Annotated in this window: 19 protein-coding genes; 6 read left to right on the plus strand and 13 right to left on the minus strand. The window is 72.9% G+C overall.

The features are described 5' to 3' along the window. Positions 1-9: 9 nt before the first annotated feature. The 6 genes from EKG83_RS43060 to EKG83_RS43085 all read right to left on the minus strand — a co-directional run bounded on the left by EKG83_RS43060 (position 10) and on the right by EKG83_RS43085 (position 3,522). Entirely contained in the window at positions 10-780 is a 771-nt protein-coding gene (locus tag EKG83_RS43060; protein ID WP_051764902.1) for a zf-HC2 domain-containing protein, read from the minus strand. Beyond that, positions 777-1,307: an RNA polymerase sigma factor gene (locus EKG83_RS43065; RefSeq protein WP_033429037.1), complete on the minus strand. Its 531-nt coding sequence runs from the start codon at positions 1,305-1,307 to the stop codon at positions 777-779. Before EKG83_RS43065 ends, EKG83_RS43060 begins: the two co-directional genes overlap by 4 nt. 50 nt (positions 1,308-1,357) lie before the next feature. Beyond that, a complete protein-coding gene (locus tag EKG83_RS43070) occupies positions 1,358-1,702 on the minus strand; it encodes a hypothetical protein (protein ID WP_033429167.1) in 345 nt (114 codons plus the stop codon). Next, the gene (locus EKG83_RS43075; RefSeq protein ID WP_033429036.1) at positions 1,699-2,154 is read right to left on the minus strand and encodes a hypothetical protein; all 456 of its coding nucleotides are present in this window, start codon (positions 2,152-2,154) and stop codon (positions 1,699-1,701) included. The genes EKG83_RS43070 and EKG83_RS43075 overlap by 4 nt, the downstream gene beginning before the upstream one ends. Positions 2,155-2,180: 26 nt before the next feature. Beyond that, positions 2,181-2,870: a collagen-binding domain-containing protein gene (locus EKG83_RS43080; protein WP_033429035.1), complete on the minus strand. Its 690-nt coding sequence runs from the start codon at positions 2,868-2,870 to the stop codon at positions 2,181-2,183. A gap of 85 nt (positions 2,871-2,955) precedes the next feature. Continuing rightward, positions 2,956-3,522: an SMI1/KNR4 family protein gene (locus EKG83_RS43085; protein WP_051764898.1), complete on the minus strand. Its 567-nt coding sequence runs from the start codon at positions 3,520-3,522 to the stop codon at positions 2,956-2,958. Positions 3,523-3,658: 136 nt separating this feature from the next. Here EKG83_RS43085 and EKG83_RS43090 point away from each other — a divergent pair, with 136 nt between their 5' ends. The 5 genes from EKG83_RS43090 to EKG83_RS43110 all read left to right on the plus strand — a co-directional run bounded on the left by EKG83_RS43090 (position 3,659) and on the right by EKG83_RS43110 (position 7,273). Further along, complete coding sequence (locus tag EKG83_RS43090; RefSeq protein WP_033429034.1) at positions 3,659-3,982, plus strand: type VII secretion target; 324 nt, start codon at positions 3,659-3,661, stop codon at positions 3,980-3,982. A gap of 1 nt (position 3,983) precedes the next feature. Next, the gene (locus EKG83_RS43095; protein WP_033429033.1) at positions 3,984-5,132 is read left to right on the plus strand and encodes a bifunctional WXG100 family type VII secretion target/C40 family peptidase; all 1,149 of its coding nucleotides are present in this window, start codon (positions 3,984-3,986) and stop codon (positions 5,130-5,132) included. A 4-nt stretch (positions 5,133-5,136) separates the two neighbouring features. Then, positions 5,137-5,508, plus strand: a complete 372-nt coding sequence (locus tag EKG83_RS43100) for a hypothetical protein (RefSeq protein ID WP_033429032.1) — start codon at positions 5,137-5,139, stop codon at positions 5,506-5,508. Further along, positions 5,505-5,996, plus strand: coding sequence for a YbaB/EbfC family nucleoid-associated protein (locus EKG83_RS43105; protein ID WP_033429031.1), 492 nt, complete (start codon positions 5,505-5,507; stop codon positions 5,994-5,996). Before EKG83_RS43100 ends, EKG83_RS43105 begins: the two co-directional genes overlap by 4 nt. 65 nt (positions 5,997-6,061) lie before the next feature. Next, positions 6,062-7,273 (plus strand): hypothetical protein, encoded by a 1,212-nt coding sequence (locus EKG83_RS43110; RefSeq protein WP_033429030.1) that lies wholly within the window; start codon positions 6,062-6,064, stop codon positions 7,271-7,273. A 40-nt stretch (positions 7,274-7,313) separates the two neighbouring features. On the opposite strand, the gene EKG83_RS43115 is transcribed toward EKG83_RS43110, so the two are convergent. Continuing rightward, on the minus strand, positions 7,314-8,372 hold the full coding sequence (locus EKG83_RS43115) for an adenosine deaminase (protein WP_033429029.1): 1,059 nt from the start codon (positions 8,370-8,372) through the stop codon (positions 7,314-7,316). A 396-nt stretch (positions 8,373-8,768) separates the two neighbouring features. On the opposite strand from EKG83_RS43115, the gene EKG83_RS43120 reads away from it, so the two are divergent. Then, positions 8,769-9,977: a coiled-coil domain-containing protein gene (locus EKG83_RS43120; RefSeq protein WP_033429165.1), complete on the plus strand. Its 1,209-nt coding sequence runs from the start codon at positions 8,769-8,771 to the stop codon at positions 9,975-9,977. Positions 9,978-10,601: 624 nt separating this feature from the next. On the opposite strand, the gene EKG83_RS43125 is transcribed toward EKG83_RS43120, so the two are convergent. The 6 genes from EKG83_RS43125 to EKG83_RS43150 form a co-directional block, all read right to left on the minus strand. Continuing rightward, positions 10,602-11,876 (minus strand): thymidine phosphorylase, encoded by a 1,275-nt coding sequence (locus EKG83_RS43125; RefSeq protein ID WP_033433965.1) that lies wholly within the window; start codon positions 11,874-11,876, stop codon positions 10,602-10,604. Continuing rightward, positions 11,873-12,280, minus strand: a complete 408-nt coding sequence (locus tag EKG83_RS43130; RefSeq protein WP_228122421.1) for a cytidine deaminase — start codon at positions 12,278-12,280, stop codon at positions 11,873-11,875. Before EKG83_RS43130 ends, EKG83_RS43125 begins: the two co-directional genes overlap by 4 nt. After that, entirely contained in the window at positions 12,273-13,538 is a 1,266-nt protein-coding gene (locus tag EKG83_RS43135) for an ABC transporter permease (RefSeq protein WP_407690747.1), read from the minus strand. Before EKG83_RS43135 ends, EKG83_RS43130 begins: the two co-directional genes overlap by 8 nt. Next, the gene (locus EKG83_RS43140) at positions 13,535-14,605 is read right to left on the minus strand and encodes an ABC transporter permease (protein ID WP_033433963.1); all 1,071 of its coding nucleotides are present in this window, start codon (positions 14,603-14,605) and stop codon (positions 13,535-13,537) included. Before EKG83_RS43140 ends, EKG83_RS43135 begins: the two co-directional genes overlap by 4 nt. Further along, entirely contained in the window at positions 14,605-16,218 is a 1,614-nt protein-coding gene (locus EKG83_RS43145; RefSeq protein ID WP_084716922.1) for an ABC transporter ATP-binding protein, read from the minus strand. The genes EKG83_RS43140 and EKG83_RS43145 overlap by 1 nt, the downstream gene beginning before the upstream one ends. Before the next feature lie 100 nt (positions 16,219-16,318). Further along, positions 16,319-17,455: a BMP family lipoprotein gene (locus EKG83_RS43150; protein ID WP_033433962.1), complete on the minus strand. Its 1,137-nt coding sequence runs from the start codon at positions 17,453-17,455 to the stop codon at positions 16,319-16,321. Between the last annotated feature and the right edge of the window lie 370 nt (positions 17,456-17,825).

Below are 17,825 nucleotides of genomic sequence, written 5' to 3' on the forward strand. Positions count from 1 at the left end.
CCTCCCCCGTCACGGCCGCGCGTAGGACGCGGACCTGAAGAACACGGCGGTGGCGCCCCCGACCAGCGCCACCGCCCACCCCGCCGCCGCGCCGGGCACGAGCACGACCGGCACCACGCCGAGCACCAGCGCCGGGCCCACCACGAACGCCACCCACGCGACGGCCGTGGCGACGGCGGCCCGGCGCACGCCGACCACGCTGCCCAGCGCGAGCGCCACCGAGGTGACGGCCAGGCTCGGCAGCAGCCAGTCGGCGGGTGACGCGCCGACCAGCCGGCCGCCCAGCAGCAGCGCGGGCAGCACCACCACCAGCACGGCCAGGGTCCGGCGCAGCACCAGTTCCAGCCCGGCCCGCGCGGTGGACGCGACCAGCTCGTGGGCCGGGTCGAGCGCCCGCGTCCACGCACCCGCCACGCCCAGCACGGGCACGACCGGCGCGAGCAGCAGCAGCACCGGCGGCATCTCGTCCCGGGGCGCCACGAAGTCCAGGAACAGGGTGGCGAGGACCACGAGCCCGGTCATCACCAGCCACGGGGCCACCGCGGGCGTCACCCACCAGCCCGGCCGGCGGCGCACCGGCGCGGGCTGCCCGGCGGGCTCCAGCCCCGCCCACACCGCCGCGGTCAGCCCGGTGACCTCCGGCGGCGCGGCGTCGGCCAGCCGCAGCCGGCACAGCTCGCAGGTCTCCAGGTGCGCCTCGACCGCCCACAGCCGGTCGGCGGGCAGCTCGGCGCCCGCCGCGTAGCGGGCGATCAGCTCGGCGGACGCGTGCTCGTTCACGACAGTGCCTCCCGCATGGCGATCCGGGCCCGCCGGGCGCGGGTCTTGACGGTGCCCTCGGGCACCCCGAGCAGCACGGCGGTCTCGCGCACGGTCAGCCCGTCCAGGACCATCGCCTGGAGCACCTGCCGCAGCTCGGGCGCGAGGTCGCGCAGCGCGCCGCCGACCTGGTCGCCCAGCGCGCCGGCCAGCACCTCGTCCTCGGCGGCGGGCGCGGGGGCGGGCGCGGGCAGCGGCCGGTCGTGGCGGGCCCGGCGGCGGAAGGCGTCGACCAGCCGGCGCGCCGCGATCGTCCACAGCCAGCCGACCGCCGAACCGCCGGCCGCGGCACCCGCGAACGACCCGGCACCCCGCCACACCGCCAGGTAGGTCTCCTGCATCACCTCGGCGACGACCTGGTCGTCGGTGCAGCGGCGGCGCAGGCGCACGGCGAGCCACGGCGACGTGCGCCGGTAGAGCTCCTCGAAGGCCGCGCGGTCACCGCGGGCGACCGCGCGGACCAGCTGCTCCTCGTCCACACCCGGCAAGACGACCGCTCGCGGGGAACGGTTCTCACCAGGGAGTGATGTGCGTCACATCAGTACCACTGGTTCTCGTCCGCGGTCGCGCTCGACTCGGCCTCGCCGACGGCCCGGTGCACCAGCGCCGCCACGGCCTCCTCCAGCTCGCGCCGGACGTCGCCCTCCCGCTCGGTCTTCACCGCGATCGCGACCTCGCTGCGCCCGGGCCCCTCCTCGACGACGACCAGCTCACCCCGGTAGCCGTTCTCGTCCCAGGACACCGCGCGGCGCCCGGCGTCCACCCGCGGGGTCGACCCGGCCAGGCCGGGCAGGTGCTGCGGCAGGCTCTCGGGGCGCGCCAGGAACCGGAACAGCTCGTCCGCGCCCAGGTCGACCGGCGCTCGGTACTGGTAGCTGGTCATGGCCACCGGGTACCCCGGTTCCGGCCGAACGCACGGCCGCGCCGCCCGGGAACGTCACCCGGCCGGGGGAACGGGCGGGGGTGCCGGGCCAGCGCCGGCAGGGCCGCGCCGGCCACCACCAGCGCGCCGCCCAGCAGCACGGGGCCGCCCACCCGGGCACCGGTGCCGGCCAGCTCGTCCGGGCGCTCCACCGGCCCCTGCCCCACCGACGTCGTGGTGGGAGCCGTCAACCCGTCCGTGGTCGTGGTGGTGGTGCTGCCACACGTCACGGCGTCCTCGAACGGCGCGTAGTGGATCTCGCCGCCGCTGCCGCCCACCGTCCCGCCGTGCACCAGCGAGCGGACCACCGCGCCCCCGATGTTGGCGTCGCTCCGGTCGGCCAGGGCGGCGCCGGGCGCGTACACCGTGCCCCACACCGTGATCGTCCCCGGGGTGGTGAAGTTCCACAGCACGTGCCGAGGTTGTCCAGGGCCTCCAGCTACGCGCCGGTCAGCGTGAGCACGTTCAGGCCCGGCTGGAGCCCGTGGCGTTCGGGTCGGTCCCGTTCCACGGCCCGCGGCCGTTCTGGTCCCGCAGCACCACCGTCGACGGGCACCGGGCCACCTCCGCGGCGATCCCCCGGTAGGTGGCGAACAGCGACGCGAAGTCGAACCCGGAAGCCCCGCCCACCGACGCGGCCGGCTGCGAGGTCTGCACGGCCGGCGCGGGCCCGCCGCCCGGGTCGCCGCCCGACGGCACCACGAACGTGACCCCCGCCGGAGGGCAGCACGTCCGCCCCGGACAGGTCCCCGACCTTGGCGTACGACTGGTTGAGCACGGTGAGCCGCGCGCCCGCCGGGCTGCCCGCGAAGTCCAGGCGCCCGCCCACGACCAGGCTGGTCGGCCGGTCGTCACCGGGCAGCACGTAGGTGCCGGGGTTGTCCGGCCCCGCGTTGCAGGTGCGGAACCGCACGTCGCCGCCGACCGCCACCGGGCCCTCGGTCTCGTTCTCGTTCAGCTCCGCGCCGGTCTCCACCAGCACCAGGAACCCGTGGCTCGGGTCGGCCGCGACGTCGTCCGGCGCGACCGGCCGCAGCGGGTTCACCGCGACGCCCGCGCCGAGCGCCGGCGTGCCGCCGAGGACGACCGCCGGCGCCGCCACCGCGGCCGCGAGCCGGTTGATCCGCATGTTCCACTCCCGGGGAGGACGACGACCTGCCCCGGAGCCAACGGCAAGAACCGGTGGTCGGCACGCCGGGTCACCCGACGGTGTGTCAGTCGGTGCGCCAGCCCAGCCGGCCGGCCGAGTCGACCAGGGGTTCGCAGTGGCCCAGCCGGCCGCGGCGCTCCAGGGCCGTGGCGATCCGGTCCAGCATCTCCTCCAGGCCCGCCCACTCGGGCGCCACCATCCCGCCCGCCTCGCGGTCCCACTCCACCACGCACCCGCACCGCGCGCCCGGCCGCAGGTCCAGCGCCAGCGCGTCACCGCACCCGTCGAACGCGATCGGCAGCCACCGCGGGTGGAAGCCCACCGTCGGCTCACCCGCCCCGGTGTCCCGCTCGGCGGGCCAGAACCGCTGCTTCAACCGCCACGAGCGCAACGCGTCCGACGGGCCCAGCGGCGTGTAGAAGGGCGGCAGCACCTCGGCGTAGGCCAGGTCGGCCGTGCCACCGCACACCGACCACCACGCGCGCAGCTCCGCGGGCGGCTCCAGCCCCGTGCCGGCCACCAGCGCCTCGACCGCGGCCTCGCCCTCCGGGGGCACGAACGCCCGCGCGGTCGCGGGGGCGTGGTCCTCCAGCCACGCCGCGATCCTGGCCCAGTGGCGCAGAACACCCACCCCGACATGATCACCTCAAGCCGGGCGCCCGGGGTACCGCCCATCGGGCACGATCTGCCGGAACGCCGCACGTCCAGCCCCCGGATGGGGCAGGATCGCTCCTCGCACGGGGACCGCAACACGAGGGGGACGGGGCGTGGAACGGGGTTTCGGCGTCGACACCGCCGCGCTGTCGGCGTACGGCGGCACGGCCGCGGGGCTGGCGGACGAGCTGGGCGCGGTCGGCACGTCGACGTTGGCGGGCACGACCTCGGTGGGCGCGGGCGGCTTCGGCCCGCTCGGCGACGAGGTCGGCCTGGGCGCGGCGTTCCAGCGCGCGGCACAGGCCCAAGTGGACGGTGTGGCCGCCGCCGCGGCCGCGCTGTCGGGCCTCGCCGAGGCGGCGCGCGGCGCCGGCGCGGCGTACGCGGAGCAGGAGGCGCGGCACGGCGCCGACCTCGGCCGGGCCTACCGGGTCTGACGTGGACGTCGGCGGTTTCCTGGCGGCCTTGGTCCGGCCCATGAAGGACCACCTGGCCAAGCTGGAGGGCGACACCGGCGGCGCCACCCGCGCCGCGGACGCGTTCGGCCGCGCCTCGACGGCGCTGACCGAGCTGGACGGCAGGCACACCGGCGCGGCGAACGCCGCCCTCGCCGACTGGTACGGCGACCGGGCCACCGCGTTCCAGCAGCGGGTGAGCGCGTTCTCCACCGGCGTGGGCACCCTGGCGCGCAACGCGACGACCACCCGGCAGGCCGCCACCGAGGCGGTGAACGCGGTCGACTCCGGCAAGACCGCCGTCCAGGGCCTGATCGACGAGTTCACCGGCTGGGCGCAGCCCCGGCTGGCGGCGGCGGCCGCGGTGTCGCTGTTCGGCGGCCTGGGCGCGGTGCTCGCGGTGGCGGCGGAGGTGACCGCCAAGGCCCGCGAGTACGAGGGCAGGACCGGGCGGGAGCTGGAGCGGGTCCGCACCGAGCTGACCGCCGCCGTCACGAAGCTCCAGGGCCTCGAACAGCCCTCGTTCGCCGGCCTGGGCGACCCCATCGGCGCCGAGGCGACCGGCACGACGTCCGCCTCCTCCGCCGACGGCGGCACCAACGGCTCCGGTGGCGGCACCGGCGGCGGTTCCGGCGGCGGTGGCGGTTCCGGTGGTGGCGGCGGCGGTTCCGGCGGCGGAGGTGGCGGCGGCCCGGTCGGCCCGCGCCTCCCGGTGGCCATCCCACCGCAGCCGGGCACCGGCGTGGGCGTGAACCTGCCCGACGGCAGCAGCGCCGAGGCACCCAACGAGATCGCCGCGCGGGCCGTGCGCAACGCCCTGTCCGCGCTCGGCACCCCGTACGTCTGGGGCGGCGCGAACCCGCCGCAGGGCACCGACTGCAGCGGCCTGACCCAGTGGGCGTACCGGAACGCGGGCTTCGACATCCCGCGCCCCGCGTCCTCGCAGGCGATGGGCGCCTCCGTGCCGCCCGGCCAGCTCCTGCCCGGCGACCTGGTGGTGTGGGACGGGCACGTGGCCATGGTGATCGGCAACGGGCAGATGGTGGAGGCGGGCGACCCGGTGCAGGTCAACCCCGTCCGCACGGACAACATCGGCATGGCCTTCATGGGCTTCTACCGACCGACGGGCTGAGGACGTGGACGAGGCGGAGCGGGCGGCCCGGCGGGTCGCCGACACCCGGCAGCGGATCGGCGAGCACCTGGCGCGCACCGGACCGGTGCGCGGCCGGGCGTCGTCACCGGACGGCGCGGTCACCGTCGTGGCGGCACCCGGCGGCCCGCCCCAGGAGGTCCGGGTGACCCCGGCGGCGCTCGCCCTGGGCCCCCGGGCGCTGGCCGACGAGATCCTGCGGGTCGCCGCGGCGGCGTCGCGCGACGCCGCCGACCGGGCGCACCGCGTGCTGGAGCGCGTGGCCGACCCGGCGACCATGCGGGCGCTGACCGAGCTGGGCTTCGAACGCGGCCCGGACGACGACTTCGGTGGCACGTACCCGAGGGGGCCGCGGTGACCCAGGAGCAGCGGCTCGCCGCCGCCGAGGCGCTGACCGACGTGCTGGCCCGCACCACCGGCACCGCCGAGCACCCCACCGGCCTGGCCCGCGCCACCGCGACCGCGACCGGCGAGCTGGTCTCGCTCGACCTGCACCCGGCGGCCCTGGCGCAGGGCCCGGGCGCGGTCGGCCGCCTGGTCGTGGAGACCGCCCGGCTGGCCACCGACGCGGCGGCGCAGAAGAGCTACAACGAGCTGGCCAAGGCCCTGGGCGACGGCCTGGCCACGGCCGTCGAGGCGTTCGCCGGCCCACCGCCGTTCCGCACCGCCACGACCACCCCGCACGGCACCCCGGCACCCCCTCCGCGCACCTCACCGCCCTCGCCGCCACCCCCTCCGCGCACCTGGCGACAGCAGGCGAGGCGCACCGCACCGCGTCCCCGCCCCGACGCGTTCGACGATGACGACGACTACTTCGCCGACCCGTTCCGTGGTCAACGGCAGTAGGAACTGATCGACCCCGTACTCTTGCCCCCGCATCGCAAAGGGGCATGGCGGGACCGGGAGGTCGGATGGCACAGGACATCGTCCCGATCGAGCTGGGGCTCACCCAGGGTGATGTCGTCACCCTGTGGGCACCGCGCTGGCGGGAAGAGGGCGAGGAGTGGGAGGCATTCCTCGGCCACGAGGAGGACCTGTACGCCTTCCCCGACGCCGCGCACCTCGCGGCGTTCGTGCGCAAGGCCGAGGAGCACGACCTGGTCGACCACCCGGCGTGGCACGTGGTGCCGGGCCTGGGCGTCGGCGAGCTGTCGCCGGACGACAACCACCAGTTCGACCTGGTCGGCGTGCCGGAGCTGGTCGCCGAGGAGCCCGACACGTGGGTCATCGGCGAGCTGGCCGACGTGGTGTCGATCGTGCGGTCGCTGGCCGACGTGTGCGACCTGGAGAAGGTGCACGAGGTCCTGGACTCGGCGGACGGCTTCGCGCTGCTGCCGCAGGGCACGCTGCCGTTCACCGGTCGCGAGGGCCAGGCGCTGTGGACCGAGCTGGCGCGGGTCGTGGCCGAGCGGTGGGACGACGTGCTCGACGCGATCGACGGCGTCGTCACCACGCCGGAGGTCGACGGGAAGGCGCTGGAGGTCGCCCAGGAGGAGCTGGCCGAGTTCGAGGCGGCCAACGCCGCCGCCGTGGGCGCCGAGGGCGACGACGAGGACGAGGACGGCGAGGAGCCCGTCGGGTTCTGGGGCGAGGTCGGCATCGACCCGATCAAGGTCATCACCGGGGCGGGCGAGTACTACACGCTCCGCTGCTACCTGGACGACCAGCCGGTGTTCCTGGGCCGCAAGGGCCGCATCGACGTGTTCGGGTCCCCGCGCGCGCTGGCGCGGTTCATCGTCGAGGCCGACGACAACGACCTCGCCGAGGTCTCCACCTGGGGCGAGCTGGTCACCAAGGCGACCGGCGGCGACCTGGAGGTCGAGGTCGACCCGGACAACGTCTACGTGTTCACCGGCCTGGACGAGGACATCGCCGAGGGGCCGGACGCGGTGGACCCGACGCAGCTCGACCTCGCGGTGGAGCTGCTGGAGGACGCCGGCGAGTGGGCCGGTGACGACCAGGTGAAGGTGCGGCTCAACGGCTCGGAGCGGCTGGGCTGGCTGGTGAACTACGTGCTCAAGCCGGACCCCACGCGGCTCGCGCCGAGCGCGCCGTTCGACGACGAGGTCACCGCGTGGCGCACGCTGGTGGCGCAGTTCGAGGACCGGCTCAGGGTCCACTGAGCCGGACGGGGGGCGGTCCGCCGGACCGCCCCCTCCCGCGTCACAGCGCGGCGTAGCCGGGCTCGATGACGTCCCGGATCAGGGCGCGGCGCTCCTCGTGCGGCAGGAACGCGGCCTTGGCGGCGTTGACCGTGAACTTGCGCAGGTCGTCCGCGCCGAAGCCGAACTGCTCGACGACGGTGGCGAACTCGCCGGTCAGCGTCACGTCGCTCATCAGCCGGTTGTCGGTGTTGACGGTGACCCGGAAGCCCAGCTCGTGCATCCGCTTGATGGGGTGCTCGGCCAGCGAGGCGACCGCGCCGGTCTGCACGTTCGAGGTGGGGCACATCTCCAGCGCGATCCGGCGGTCCCGCACGTAGGCCGCGAGCCGGCCCACCTCGTCGCCCTTGATGTCCTCGGCCAGCCGCACGCCGTGGCCCAGGCGCTCGGCGCCCGCCAGCTGCACGGCCTCCCACGCCGACTCGGCGCCCGCGGCCTCGGCCGCGTGGATGGTGAAGTGGGCGTTCTCCCGCCGCAGGTACTCGAACGCGGACAGCTCCCGGCTCGGCGGGAAGCCCGCCTCGGGGCCCGCGATGTCGAAGCCGACCACGCCCGCGTCCCGGTAGCGCACGACCAGGTCGGCGATGCGCTGCCAGCCGTCGTTCTGGCGCATGGCGCACAGCAGCGTGCCGACGCGGATCTTCCCGCCCGACGCCTCGCGCCCCTGCCGGAAGCCCTCCTGCACGGCCTCCACGGCCTGCTCCAGGCTCAGCCCGCGCTCGGTGAACAGCTCGGGCGCGTAGCGGATCTCGGCGTAGACCACGCCGTCGGCGGCCAGGTCCTGGACGGCCTCGGAGGCCACCCGCACCAGTGCCTCCTCGTCCTGCATGACGCCGCACGTGTGCGCGAAGCCCTCCAGGTAGCGGACCAGCGAGCCGGAGTTGGCGTTGTCGCGGAACCAGTTGCCCAGCGCGACGGGGTCGGTGGTGGGCAGGCCCTGGTGGCCGCAGGCGTCGGCGAGTTCGATCACCGTCTGGGGGCGGAGGCCACCGTCGAGGTGGTCGTGCAGCAGCACCTTGGGGGCACCGCGCAGGGCCTCGTGGGTAAGCGGGGTCGGCATGGCCGTCACCGTATACCGCCGACACGCCACGGCGGTCCGGACCGGAACGATCATGACGCGGTATGATCACCGGCATTTGACCGAGTGTGTCCAGAACCACTCGTTCAGGTTGCTCACACGTCGTTGTTCATCCGTGATGCAGAACTTTCCGCAACCACAGCGGGAACTTTAGTCACTCACACGGCGGATGCTCACTCCTCGCTGTCACGAACGACCTTTGAGTTACCCCCAGGTAGGATCGGCCGCCGTAACTCGAACGGAGTACATGCTAGGCCGCAACGGGCGGTCCCGCCCGGGGGCTGCTACAACCCCCCACCCCAACGCGGTTAGGCTCCCGGAGGTCTCCCCTCCCCTGGACGAAGGCACCGAGCCGTGAACGAGAACAACAACTCCACGATGTCCTTCGATCGGATGCGCAACATGCTCACGCGCGCCGCGGAGATCCGTGAGAGCGAACAGCAGCAGATCTTCGACGCACTGGACGAGATCCACGCGCGGATGTCCCCGCTCGAGTCGCTGGGTTCCGTTCGCAAGCGCCTGTCCGAGCTGCCCGACCGGACCGAGGTCAGCGTGCTGGCCGAGCGGCTGGACGAGGCGCTGGCCAAGCTGGAGGCGCAGGACAACGCCGTGCAGGGCATCGGCCGCGCGGTCGACGGCCTGGTCGACAAGCTGGCCAAGCCGTTCGCCCAGCTCGACGGCAGGCTCGACGGCGTCGCCGGCAGGTTCGAGGGCGTGGCCGGCCGCATGGACGGCCTGGAGGACAAGCTCTCCCACATCCACAAGCGCCTCGACGACCTCGAACTGCACCTGGACAAGCAGGACACCAAGGTCGACCAGGTCCCCAACGCCATCATCGCCCCGCTGCGCGAGCGCATCGAGGCCCTGGAAGCCGCCCTCCGCGGCCGCCTGGACGAGGTGGACGAGGGCGTGCACGAGCACCTGGACGGCACCCGCGAGGCGCTGCAGCGCTCGGTCACCGACTCGACCAACGCCCTGCACGCCCGGGTCGACGAAACCAGGGACAACCTCAACACCACCCGCGACGGCCTGCACGCGGCACTGACCGAAACCCGCGACACCCTCCACGGCGCCCTCGCGGACACCCGCAGCACGGTCACCGGCAAGCTGGACGAGACCCGCGAGTCCCTCCACGCGGCCCTGGACGAGACCCGCGACCAGGTGGACGCGACGGACCGCCTCGAAGCCCTGGCCCAGCGCCTGGAGCAGGTCACCTCGCGCCTGGACACCATGACCACGCGCCTCGACGCCGTCGAAGACGACTTCGCCACCCGCCTGGCAGAACTGTCCGGCGTCGTCGAGCAGGGGATCGCCAAGGTGGAGACCACCCTCTCCGCCCGCCCGGACACCGAGAACCTCGCCAACCTGGTCCGCAAGAGCAACCAGGAATCCGAACTCCGCATCGGCGGCCAGCTGGACGAGGCCATGGCCACCTTCGCGGAGCTGATCCTCGGCGGAGGCTCCCCCACCCCGCCCCCGCCCCCCACGGCCCTCCCGCGCCCCCAGCGCCGCACCCGCAAGAACGGCTCGAAGCCGTCGGACAACCGCAACGTGGACGACGACGACCTGACCGCCGAAGGCGCCTGACCCACCACAAAAGGCCCGACCGCCCCGGCGGCCGGGCCTTTTCGCTGTTCATCCCCTGCCCGACCGGAGGACACGCGGTGCCGGACCGGAGGACACGCGGTGTCCGAGCGGAGGACACGCCGGTGCTGAACGTAGAACTCAGGGGCCCGGAACGTTCGACACGACGGGTCCGAACGTTCGACACGACGGGCCTGAAGGTTCGACTCGCGCGGCTTGAACGCATGACACACCCGACTTCAACGCATGACTCGCGCGCCCCAAGTGCATGACTCGCCCGATCTCAACGCATGACTCGCCGGCGCCCAACGCATGACTCACCCGACCTCAGTGCATGACTCGCCCGACCTCAGTGCATGACTCGCGCGACCTCAATGCATGACACGCCGGTGGGAGCGCGACCACGCGAGGAAGTGGCGTGTTTGTTCACTGGGGGGTTGCTCGTGGTCTCCCGTATGGCCTGGGCGCAGCCCTACCGCGCTTGTCAAGGGTCCCGCACGCTTTTCGCGGGGCCCTTGACAAGGGTGGTTGCCTCCGGCAGGCCATGCGGGAGGGCACGAGCCCGCTTTTCCCCCCGGCGGCCTGCCCAGCGGCGAGCGCCCGCCCGTGAACCCCGAACGAAAAAGATCAACCCTGGACGGTGGAGATCACCAGAGGACCGGCGGGCACCGGGGCCTCACCCACCGCGTACCCGCCGGCCAGGGCGTCCAGAGCCCCGGCCACCGCATCCGGCGTATCCGTGTACAACTCCAGCAAGGGCTGCCCGGCAGAAACCGGCTCCCCAGGCTTGACCAGGCACAACACCCCAGCCCCAGCCTGCACCGGATCCTCCTTCCGAGCCCGCCCGGCCCCCAACCGCCAAGCCGCCACCCCCACCGCATAAGCATCCAACGCGGTCAGGTACCCGTCCTCCTCGGCAACCACCACATGCCGATGAGCCCCCCGGGCCAAAGGCGCAGAAGGGTCCCCACCCTGGGCCCGGATCATCCGGGCCCAAACCTCGTAAGCCTCCCCCGAGGCCAACACCGCCGCGGGATCAGCGGAAATCCCCACCGCCGCCAGCATCTCCCGAGCCAACGCCACCGTCAGCTCCACCACATCAGCCGGCCCACCCCCGCGCAAGACCTCGACCGACTCCTCGACCTCCACCGCATTCCCCACAGCCCGCCCCAACGGCACCGACATATCAGTCAGCAAAGCCCGCACGGCCAACCCGTGGGAAACCCCGATGGACACCAACGCGGAAGCCAATTCCCGCGCCCGCTCCAACGATTTCATGAAAGCCCCGGACCCGACCTTGACGTCCAGGACCAACGCCGAAGCCCCCTCGGCGATCTTCTTCGACATGATGGAAGAAGCGATCAGCGGAACCGACTCGACGGTCCCGGTGACATCGCGCAACGCGTAGAGCTTCCGATCGGCAGGCGCCAACCCGGAAGTGGCCGCGCAAATCACCGCCCCCACCGACCGCAACTGCGCCACGACCTCGTCCACCGACAACTGGGCCCGCCACCCGGGAATGGACTCCAGCTTGTCCAGCGTCCCCCCGGTGTGCCCGAGCCCCCGCCCGGACAACTGCGGCACAGCCGCCCCGCAAGCAGCCACCAACGGCGCCAGCGGCAGGGTGATCTTGTCACCCACCCCACCGGTGGAGTGCTTGTCCACCGTGGGCCGCCCGACGTCGAGGGACAACCGCTCCCCAGACCGCACCATGGCCCGGGTCCACCGCGCCGTCTCCGACGCAGACATCCCGTTCAAGAAGATCGCCATGGCCAACGCCGCCATCTGCTCTTCCGCGACCAGCCCACGCGTGTACGCGTCCACCACCCAGTCGATCTGGGCATCGGACAACACCGCACCGTCGCGCTTGGCCCGAATCACGTCAACAGCGGCATAGCTCACGGCAGATCCTCCGGTCCGAACGCATCGGGCAGCACCCGGCTCATCGGCAACACCCCGGAAGGCGTGTCAACCAAGCACCCGGCGCCACCCAACTCGTAAACAACCTGCCGACACCGCCCGCACGGCATCAACAACTCCCCGCCGCCGCTGCGACAGGCCAACGCCACCAACCGCCCGCCCCCGGTCAGGAACAACTGACCGGCCAACGCGCACTCGGCGCACAACCCCACCCCGTAGGAGGCGTTCTCGACGTTGCACCCGACCACGATCCGCCCGTCGGAGCACAACGCGGCCGCCCCCACCTGCAACCCGGAGTACGGACAATAAGCAGACTGGGCGGCCTCGACGGCACGCTCCCGCAAAACCGCCCAGTCCACCTCGGGAGAACCGACCACATCACTCACGGCGGTACACCACACCGTCGGCCGCCGGCATCCGCAACCGCTGGGAAGCCACCGCCAACACGATCAGCGTCACCAGGTGCGGCGCATAAGTGGTCAGCTCGGACGGCACCTCGTCCACCGAGTAGTACACCGCGTACAGGGCCACAGCAGCCACCAACCCGGCCGCCGCCGCGAACCACCGCCGCCGCACCAACTGCCAAACAACAATCACGCCCAACAACAACACAGCGCCATAGATCAGCGCCAGGAACGTCGTCCCACCGGACCGCAACTGCAACCCGTCCGCGTACCCGAACAGAGCGGCACCGCCCAGCAACCCACCGGGCCGCCAGTTGCCGAAGATCAACGCCGCCAGGGCGATGAACCCGCGCCCGTTGGTCTGCCCCTCCAGGTACCCGGGCTGACCGGGGTTCAGCACCAGCGCCGCACCACCGATGCCGGCCAACGCCCCGGACGCGATCACCGCGACGTACTTGTACCGGTACACGTTCACCCCCAGCGACTCGGCCGCCACCGGGTTCTCGCCGCAGGACCGCAACCGCAACCCGAACCGGGTCCGCCACAGCACGAAGTAACTGCCGACGACCAGCAACACCGCCAGCATCACCAGCGGCGACACCCCGGTCACCAGCCCGCGCAGGATCCCGGCCACGTCCGACAACCCGACCCGCTGCTGGTCCTCCAGCTCACCGAGCCAGTCCGACAACCCGGCAGCCGAGTAGGTGTCGAACTTCGGCACCGCCGGCGACTCGCGCGGGTTGTGCGACAGCGGGAAGAAGATCAGCGTCGACAGGTACTTCGTCACCCCCGCCCCGAGCAGGTTGATGGCCACACCGGACACGATGTGGTTCACCCCGAACGTCACCGTCGCGACCGCGTGGAGCAACCCGCCCAGCGCGCCGAACACCGCCGCCGACACCAGCGCCGCCCAGGGCCCCCACTGGTACCCGGCCCAGGCCGCGCCCCAGGTGCCCATGATCATCATGCCTTCGAGCCCGATGTTGACCACACCGGCCCGCTCCGCCCACAACCCGCCCAGGGCGGCCAGCAGGATCGGCAGCGCCAGCCGCACCGCCGTCTGGATCGTCCCGGTCGAGGTCAGCTGCGGCACCCCGGTCAGGTACGACGTCGTCGACAGCAGCACCACGGCACCGGCGACGCCCAGCGCGCCGAGGGCCCAGCCCGGGATCCGCCGGGCCCGCCGCGGCGGCGGCACCGTGGTCGGCGCCTCCGACGGGTTCATCAGGGAAGTACTCACGCCGCACCCACCGTCCCGAGCTGCCGCCCGACCTGCCGCTGCTGCGCGGCCAGCTCGAACCGGCGCACCACCTCGTACGCGACCACGACCGACAGCACGATCGCGCCCTGCATGATCGTCACGATCTCCCGCGCCACGCCCACGTTGTCCAGGGCGAGGGCCGACTTGTCCAGGAACGCCCACAGCAGCGCGCCGAACGCGATGCCGCCCGGGTGGTTGCGGCCCAGCAGCGCGATCGCGATGCCGGAGAACCCGATGCCCGCCGGGAAGTTCAGGTTGTAGGTGTGGTCGCGGCCCAGGATCTCGGGCATCGACACCAGCCCGGCGACCGCGCCGGACAGCAGCATCGCGATCAGCACCATCTTCTTGGCGTTCACGCCGCCCGCCGCGGCGGCCGTGGCCGACTCGCCGGAGGCGCGCAGCTCGAACCCGAACCGGGTCCGGTTCATCATCACCCAGTACCCGATGCCCAGCGCCGCGGCCAGGAACACCAGGCCGAACACCGTGCCGGACGACCCGAACGAGATGCCGGGCACCCACCCGCTCTCCGCGATCTCGGGGGTGCGGATGTTGTTGCCGCGCAGCTCGCCGAACACGTCGTCGCCGATCAGGTAGGCCGCGAGCCCCAGCGCCAGCCCGTTCATCATGATCGTCGAGATGACCTCGTTGACGCCCCGGGTCACCTTCAGCACCGCCGGGATGGCGGCCCACAGGGCACCCACCACCGCGGCGGTCAGGATGATCACCAGCGCGTGGATGCCGGGCGGCAGCACGATCGACCCGCCGACCACGGCCGCGACGACCGCCGCGACCCGGTACTGGCCCTCGACGCCGATGTTGAACAGGTTCATCTGGAACCCGATCGCCACCGCCAGCGCCGCGATGTAGTAGGTGCCGGTGCTGTTGACGACGTCCACCGCGGTGGTGCCCTCGCCGACCTGCGACATCATCGCCCCGAACGCCCGGAACGGGTTCGCGCCGGACACCACCAGCGCGATGCCGCACAACAGGGCGGAGAACAGGATCGCCAGCACGGGCGGCAGCAGTTTGCCGCGCAAGATTCCCATCAGTCGCCTTCCACTCCCGCAGCACCACCAGCACCAGCGCCACCGGCACCAGCACCAGCGCCACCGGCACCCGCGGCACCAACCGCGTCCGCGGCCGTGGCACCCGCCCCGGCACCGGTCATCGCGCTGCCCAGGTCCTCGGGCGTCACGGTCGCCGGGTCCGCGTCGGCCACCAGCCGCCCGCGCAGCATCACCTTGATCGTGTCGGACAACCCGATCAGCTCGTCCAGGTCCGCCGAGATCAGCAGCACCGCCAACCCGCGCGCCCGGGCCTTCTTGATCTCGTCCCAGATCAGCGCCTGCGCGCCCACGTCCACCCCGCGCGTGGGGTGCGAGGCGATGAGCAGCACCGGCTCACCCGACAGCTCGCGCCCCACCACCAGCTTCTGCTGGTTGCCGCCGGACAGCGCGGCCGCGGCCACGTCGATGCCGGGCGTGCGGACGTCGAACTCGCGCACGATGCGCTCGGTGTCCGCCTTGGCGCCCGCCAGGTCCAGCCACTGCCCCTTCGACACGGGCCGGCGCGTCTGGTACCCCAGCACGCGGTTGGCCCACAGCGGCTGGGTGAGCAGCAGGCCCTGCCGGTGCCGGTCCTCCGGCACGTACCCGATGCCCGCCTCGCGCCGGGCCAGCGTGCCCGCGCGGGTCAGGTCGCGGTCGCCGAGCAGCACCCGCCCGTGGTGGGCGCGGCGCATGCCCATGATCGTCTCGACCAGCTCGGTCTGCCCGTTGCCCTCGACGCCGGCGATGCCGACGACCTCGCCCGCGCGCACCACCAGGTCGATGTGGTCGAGCACCGGCCGGGTGCCCTCCTCGGCCACCAGGCCCAGGTCCTCCACCCGCAGCACCACCCGGTCGGTCACGGTCGACTCGCGGGTCTCGGGGCTGGGCAGCTCGCTGCCGACCATCATCTCGGCGAGCTGCCGGGAGCTGACGGTCCTCGGGTCGGCCGTGCCCACGGTCGTGCCGCGGCGGATCACCGTGACCGAGTCGGCGATGGCGCGCACCTCGTCGAGCTTGTGGGAGATGAACAGGAAGGTGAAGCCCTGCTCCTGCATGGCGCGCAGGGTGGTGAACAGCTCGTCCACCTCCTGCGGCACGAGCACCGCGGTCGGCTCGTCCAGGATGATCACCCGGGCGCCGCGGTAGAGGACCTTCAGGATCTCCACCCGCTGCCGGTCGGCGACGCCGAGCCGCTCGACCAGCACGTCGGGGTCGACGCCCAGCCCGGTGGCGGCGGCCAGCTCCAGGATGCGCTTGCGCGCCCGGCCGCCGATCCCGTGCAGGGACTCCGCGCCCAGCACGACGTTCTCCTGCACGGTCAGGTTGTCGGCCAGCATGAAGTGCTGGTGGACCATGCCGATGCCCGCCTTGATGGCGTCGGCGGGGGTGCGGAAGCGGACCGGCCGGCCGCCCACCTCGATGGTGCCCTCGTCGGGCTGCTGCATCCCGTAGAGGATCTTCATCAGGGTGGACTTGCCCGCACCGTTCTCGCCGCACAGGGCGTGCACCTCGCCGGCCCGGACGCTGAGGTGGACGTCGCTGTTGGCGACGACCCCCGGGAAGCGCTTGGTGATGCCCGACAGGACGACGGCGGGGGTGGTAGTGCTCATGGAAGCTCCGTCTTGTCTCCGGCTCTTCAGCCGGGTCTGACCACGCACTGGGCCCCGCGAGTGTGCTCGCAGGGCCCAGTGCGCCGGAGGCCGGATGGGGTTACAGGCTGTCCTTGACGGTGATCTCGCCCTTGATGATCTGGGCCTTGTAGCCCTCCAGGACCGCCTGGAGGTCGGCGTCGATCTTGCCGCCGGAGGTGGCGTAGCCCACGCCGTCGACGGACAGGTCGAACACCTTGGGCAGGCTGGCCAGGTCGTTCTTGGCGACCGCGCCCACGAAGTCGAACACCGCGACGTCCACGCGCTTGAGCATGGACGAGACGATCACGTCCTTGGACTCGGCGACGGTGGTCTGGTTGTACTGGTCGGAGTCGACGCCGATGGCCAGGGCGTTGCCCGCCTTGGCCGCGGAGAACACGCCCTTGCCGGACGCGCCGGCCGCGTGGTAGAGGACGTCGGCGCCGGCCTCGATCTGGCCGGTCGCGGCCTCCTGGCCCTTGGTCGGGTCCTGGAAGCCGGTGAAGTCGCCGGCCGGGGTCAGGTACTTGCGCTCGATCTTGATGTCGGGCGCGGCGGCCTTGGCGCCCTGCTCGAAGCCCGCGTCGAACTTCTGGATCAGCGGGATCTCCACGCCGCCGACGAAGCCCACGTGGCAGGACTTCGACTTGTAGGCGGCGATGACGCCGGCCAGGAAGGAGCCCTGCTGCTCGGCGAACACCAGCGGGGTGACGTTGGCCGCGCCCTCGACGGCGCCGTCGACGATGGCGAACTTGACGTTCGGAAACTCCGGCGCGACGACGCCCAGCGACTCGGCGTAGGCGAAGCCGACGCCGATGATCGGGTTGTAGCCCTCGCTCGCGAGCTGGCGCAGGCGGGTCTGCTTGGCGTCCTCGGGCTCGTTCGGGGCGGCGGTCAGCTCCTTGACGTTCTCCGGCTTGAGGCCGTACTCGGCCTTGGCCTTGTCCAGGCCCGCCGCGGCGGAGTCGTTGAACGACGCGTCGCCGCGCCCGCCGATGTCGTAGGCGAGGCCGACCTTGAGCGCGCTGCCGTCGATCTTCTCACCCGAGGACGCGGTGCTCGACCCGGCCGCGGCGGCCGGCGGCTTGTCAGCCAGCTTGCAGCCCTCGGCGTTGTTGCCCTGCCCGGACCCGGTGTTGTTGCCACCGCTGTCCTTGGCGCACGCGGCCATCGACAAAACGCTGGTCAGCGCGATCGCGGCCACTGCGATGCCGCGCATTCGACGACGCACAGCTCGTCTCCCTCCCTGCTCATCGAGCAGACATCCCCGACGGCGTAGTCGGGTTCCGAGTGGCGAACCGTACCCCGTGGTAATCACCGCTGCGCGCGTGCCGGCCCGCACGTGACCTAATCGTTGGTGCACCCGGCCGGCTCCGCCACTCGGGGTGATCCCCCGACTTCCGGGCGTCGTAACCCGTCACCGGCTGTCAGCGGGTGAACCGGCCGGAGTACGCGTCCGTACTGCCAGGTGGAGGCCGGGACCAACGGCGGGGTCCCGGCCTCCGCCGTGTCTTCGGTCACCCGCAGCCGCCTGCGGGTTTAACCCGTTGGTGGCGCGTTGGGCCCGCGTTGGCGGGTGGGGGTGGACT

Source organism: Saccharothrix syringae, from assembly GCF_009498035.1.
GTDB classification, from domain to species: Bacteria; Actinomycetota; Actinomycetes; order Mycobacteriales; family Pseudonocardiaceae; genus Actinosynnema; species Actinosynnema syringae.

What these genes read in the sequence shown, in the direction of transcription:
- EKG83_RS43070 (WP_033429167.1), bottom strand. Translation starts at nt 1,702, where the DNA reads ATGACCAGCTACCAGTACCGAGCGCCGGTCGACCTGGGCGCGGACGAG.
- EKG83_RS43080 (WP_033429035.1), bottom strand. Translation starts at nt 2,870, where the DNA reads ATGCGGATCAACCGGCTCGCGGCCGCGGTGGCGGCGCCGGCGGTCGTC.
- EKG83_RS43110 (WP_033429030.1), top strand. Translation starts at nt 6,062, where the DNA reads ATGGCACAGGACATCGTCCCGATCGAGCTGGGGCTCACCCAGGGTGAT.
- EKG83_RS43115 (WP_033429029.1), bottom strand. Translation starts at nt 8,372, where the DNA reads ATGCCGACCCCGCTTACCCACGAGGCCCTGCGCGGTGCCCCCAAGGTG.
- EKG83_RS43120 (WP_033429165.1), top strand. Translation starts at nt 8,769, where the DNA reads ATGTCCTTCGATCGGATGCGCAACATGCTCACGCGCGCCGCGGAGATC.
- EKG83_RS43140 (WP_033433963.1), bottom strand. Translation starts at nt 14,605, where the DNA reads ATGGGAATCTTGCGCGGCAAACTGCTGCCGCCCGTGCTGGCGATCCTG.
- EKG83_RS43145 (WP_084716922.1), bottom strand. Translation starts at nt 16,218, where the DNA reads ATGAGCACTACCACCCCCGCCGTCGTCCTGTCGGGCATCACCAAGCGC.
- EKG83_RS43150 (WP_033433962.1), bottom strand. Translation starts at nt 17,455, where the DNA reads ATGCGCGGCATCGCAGTGGCCGCGATCGCGCTGACCAGCGTTTTGTCG.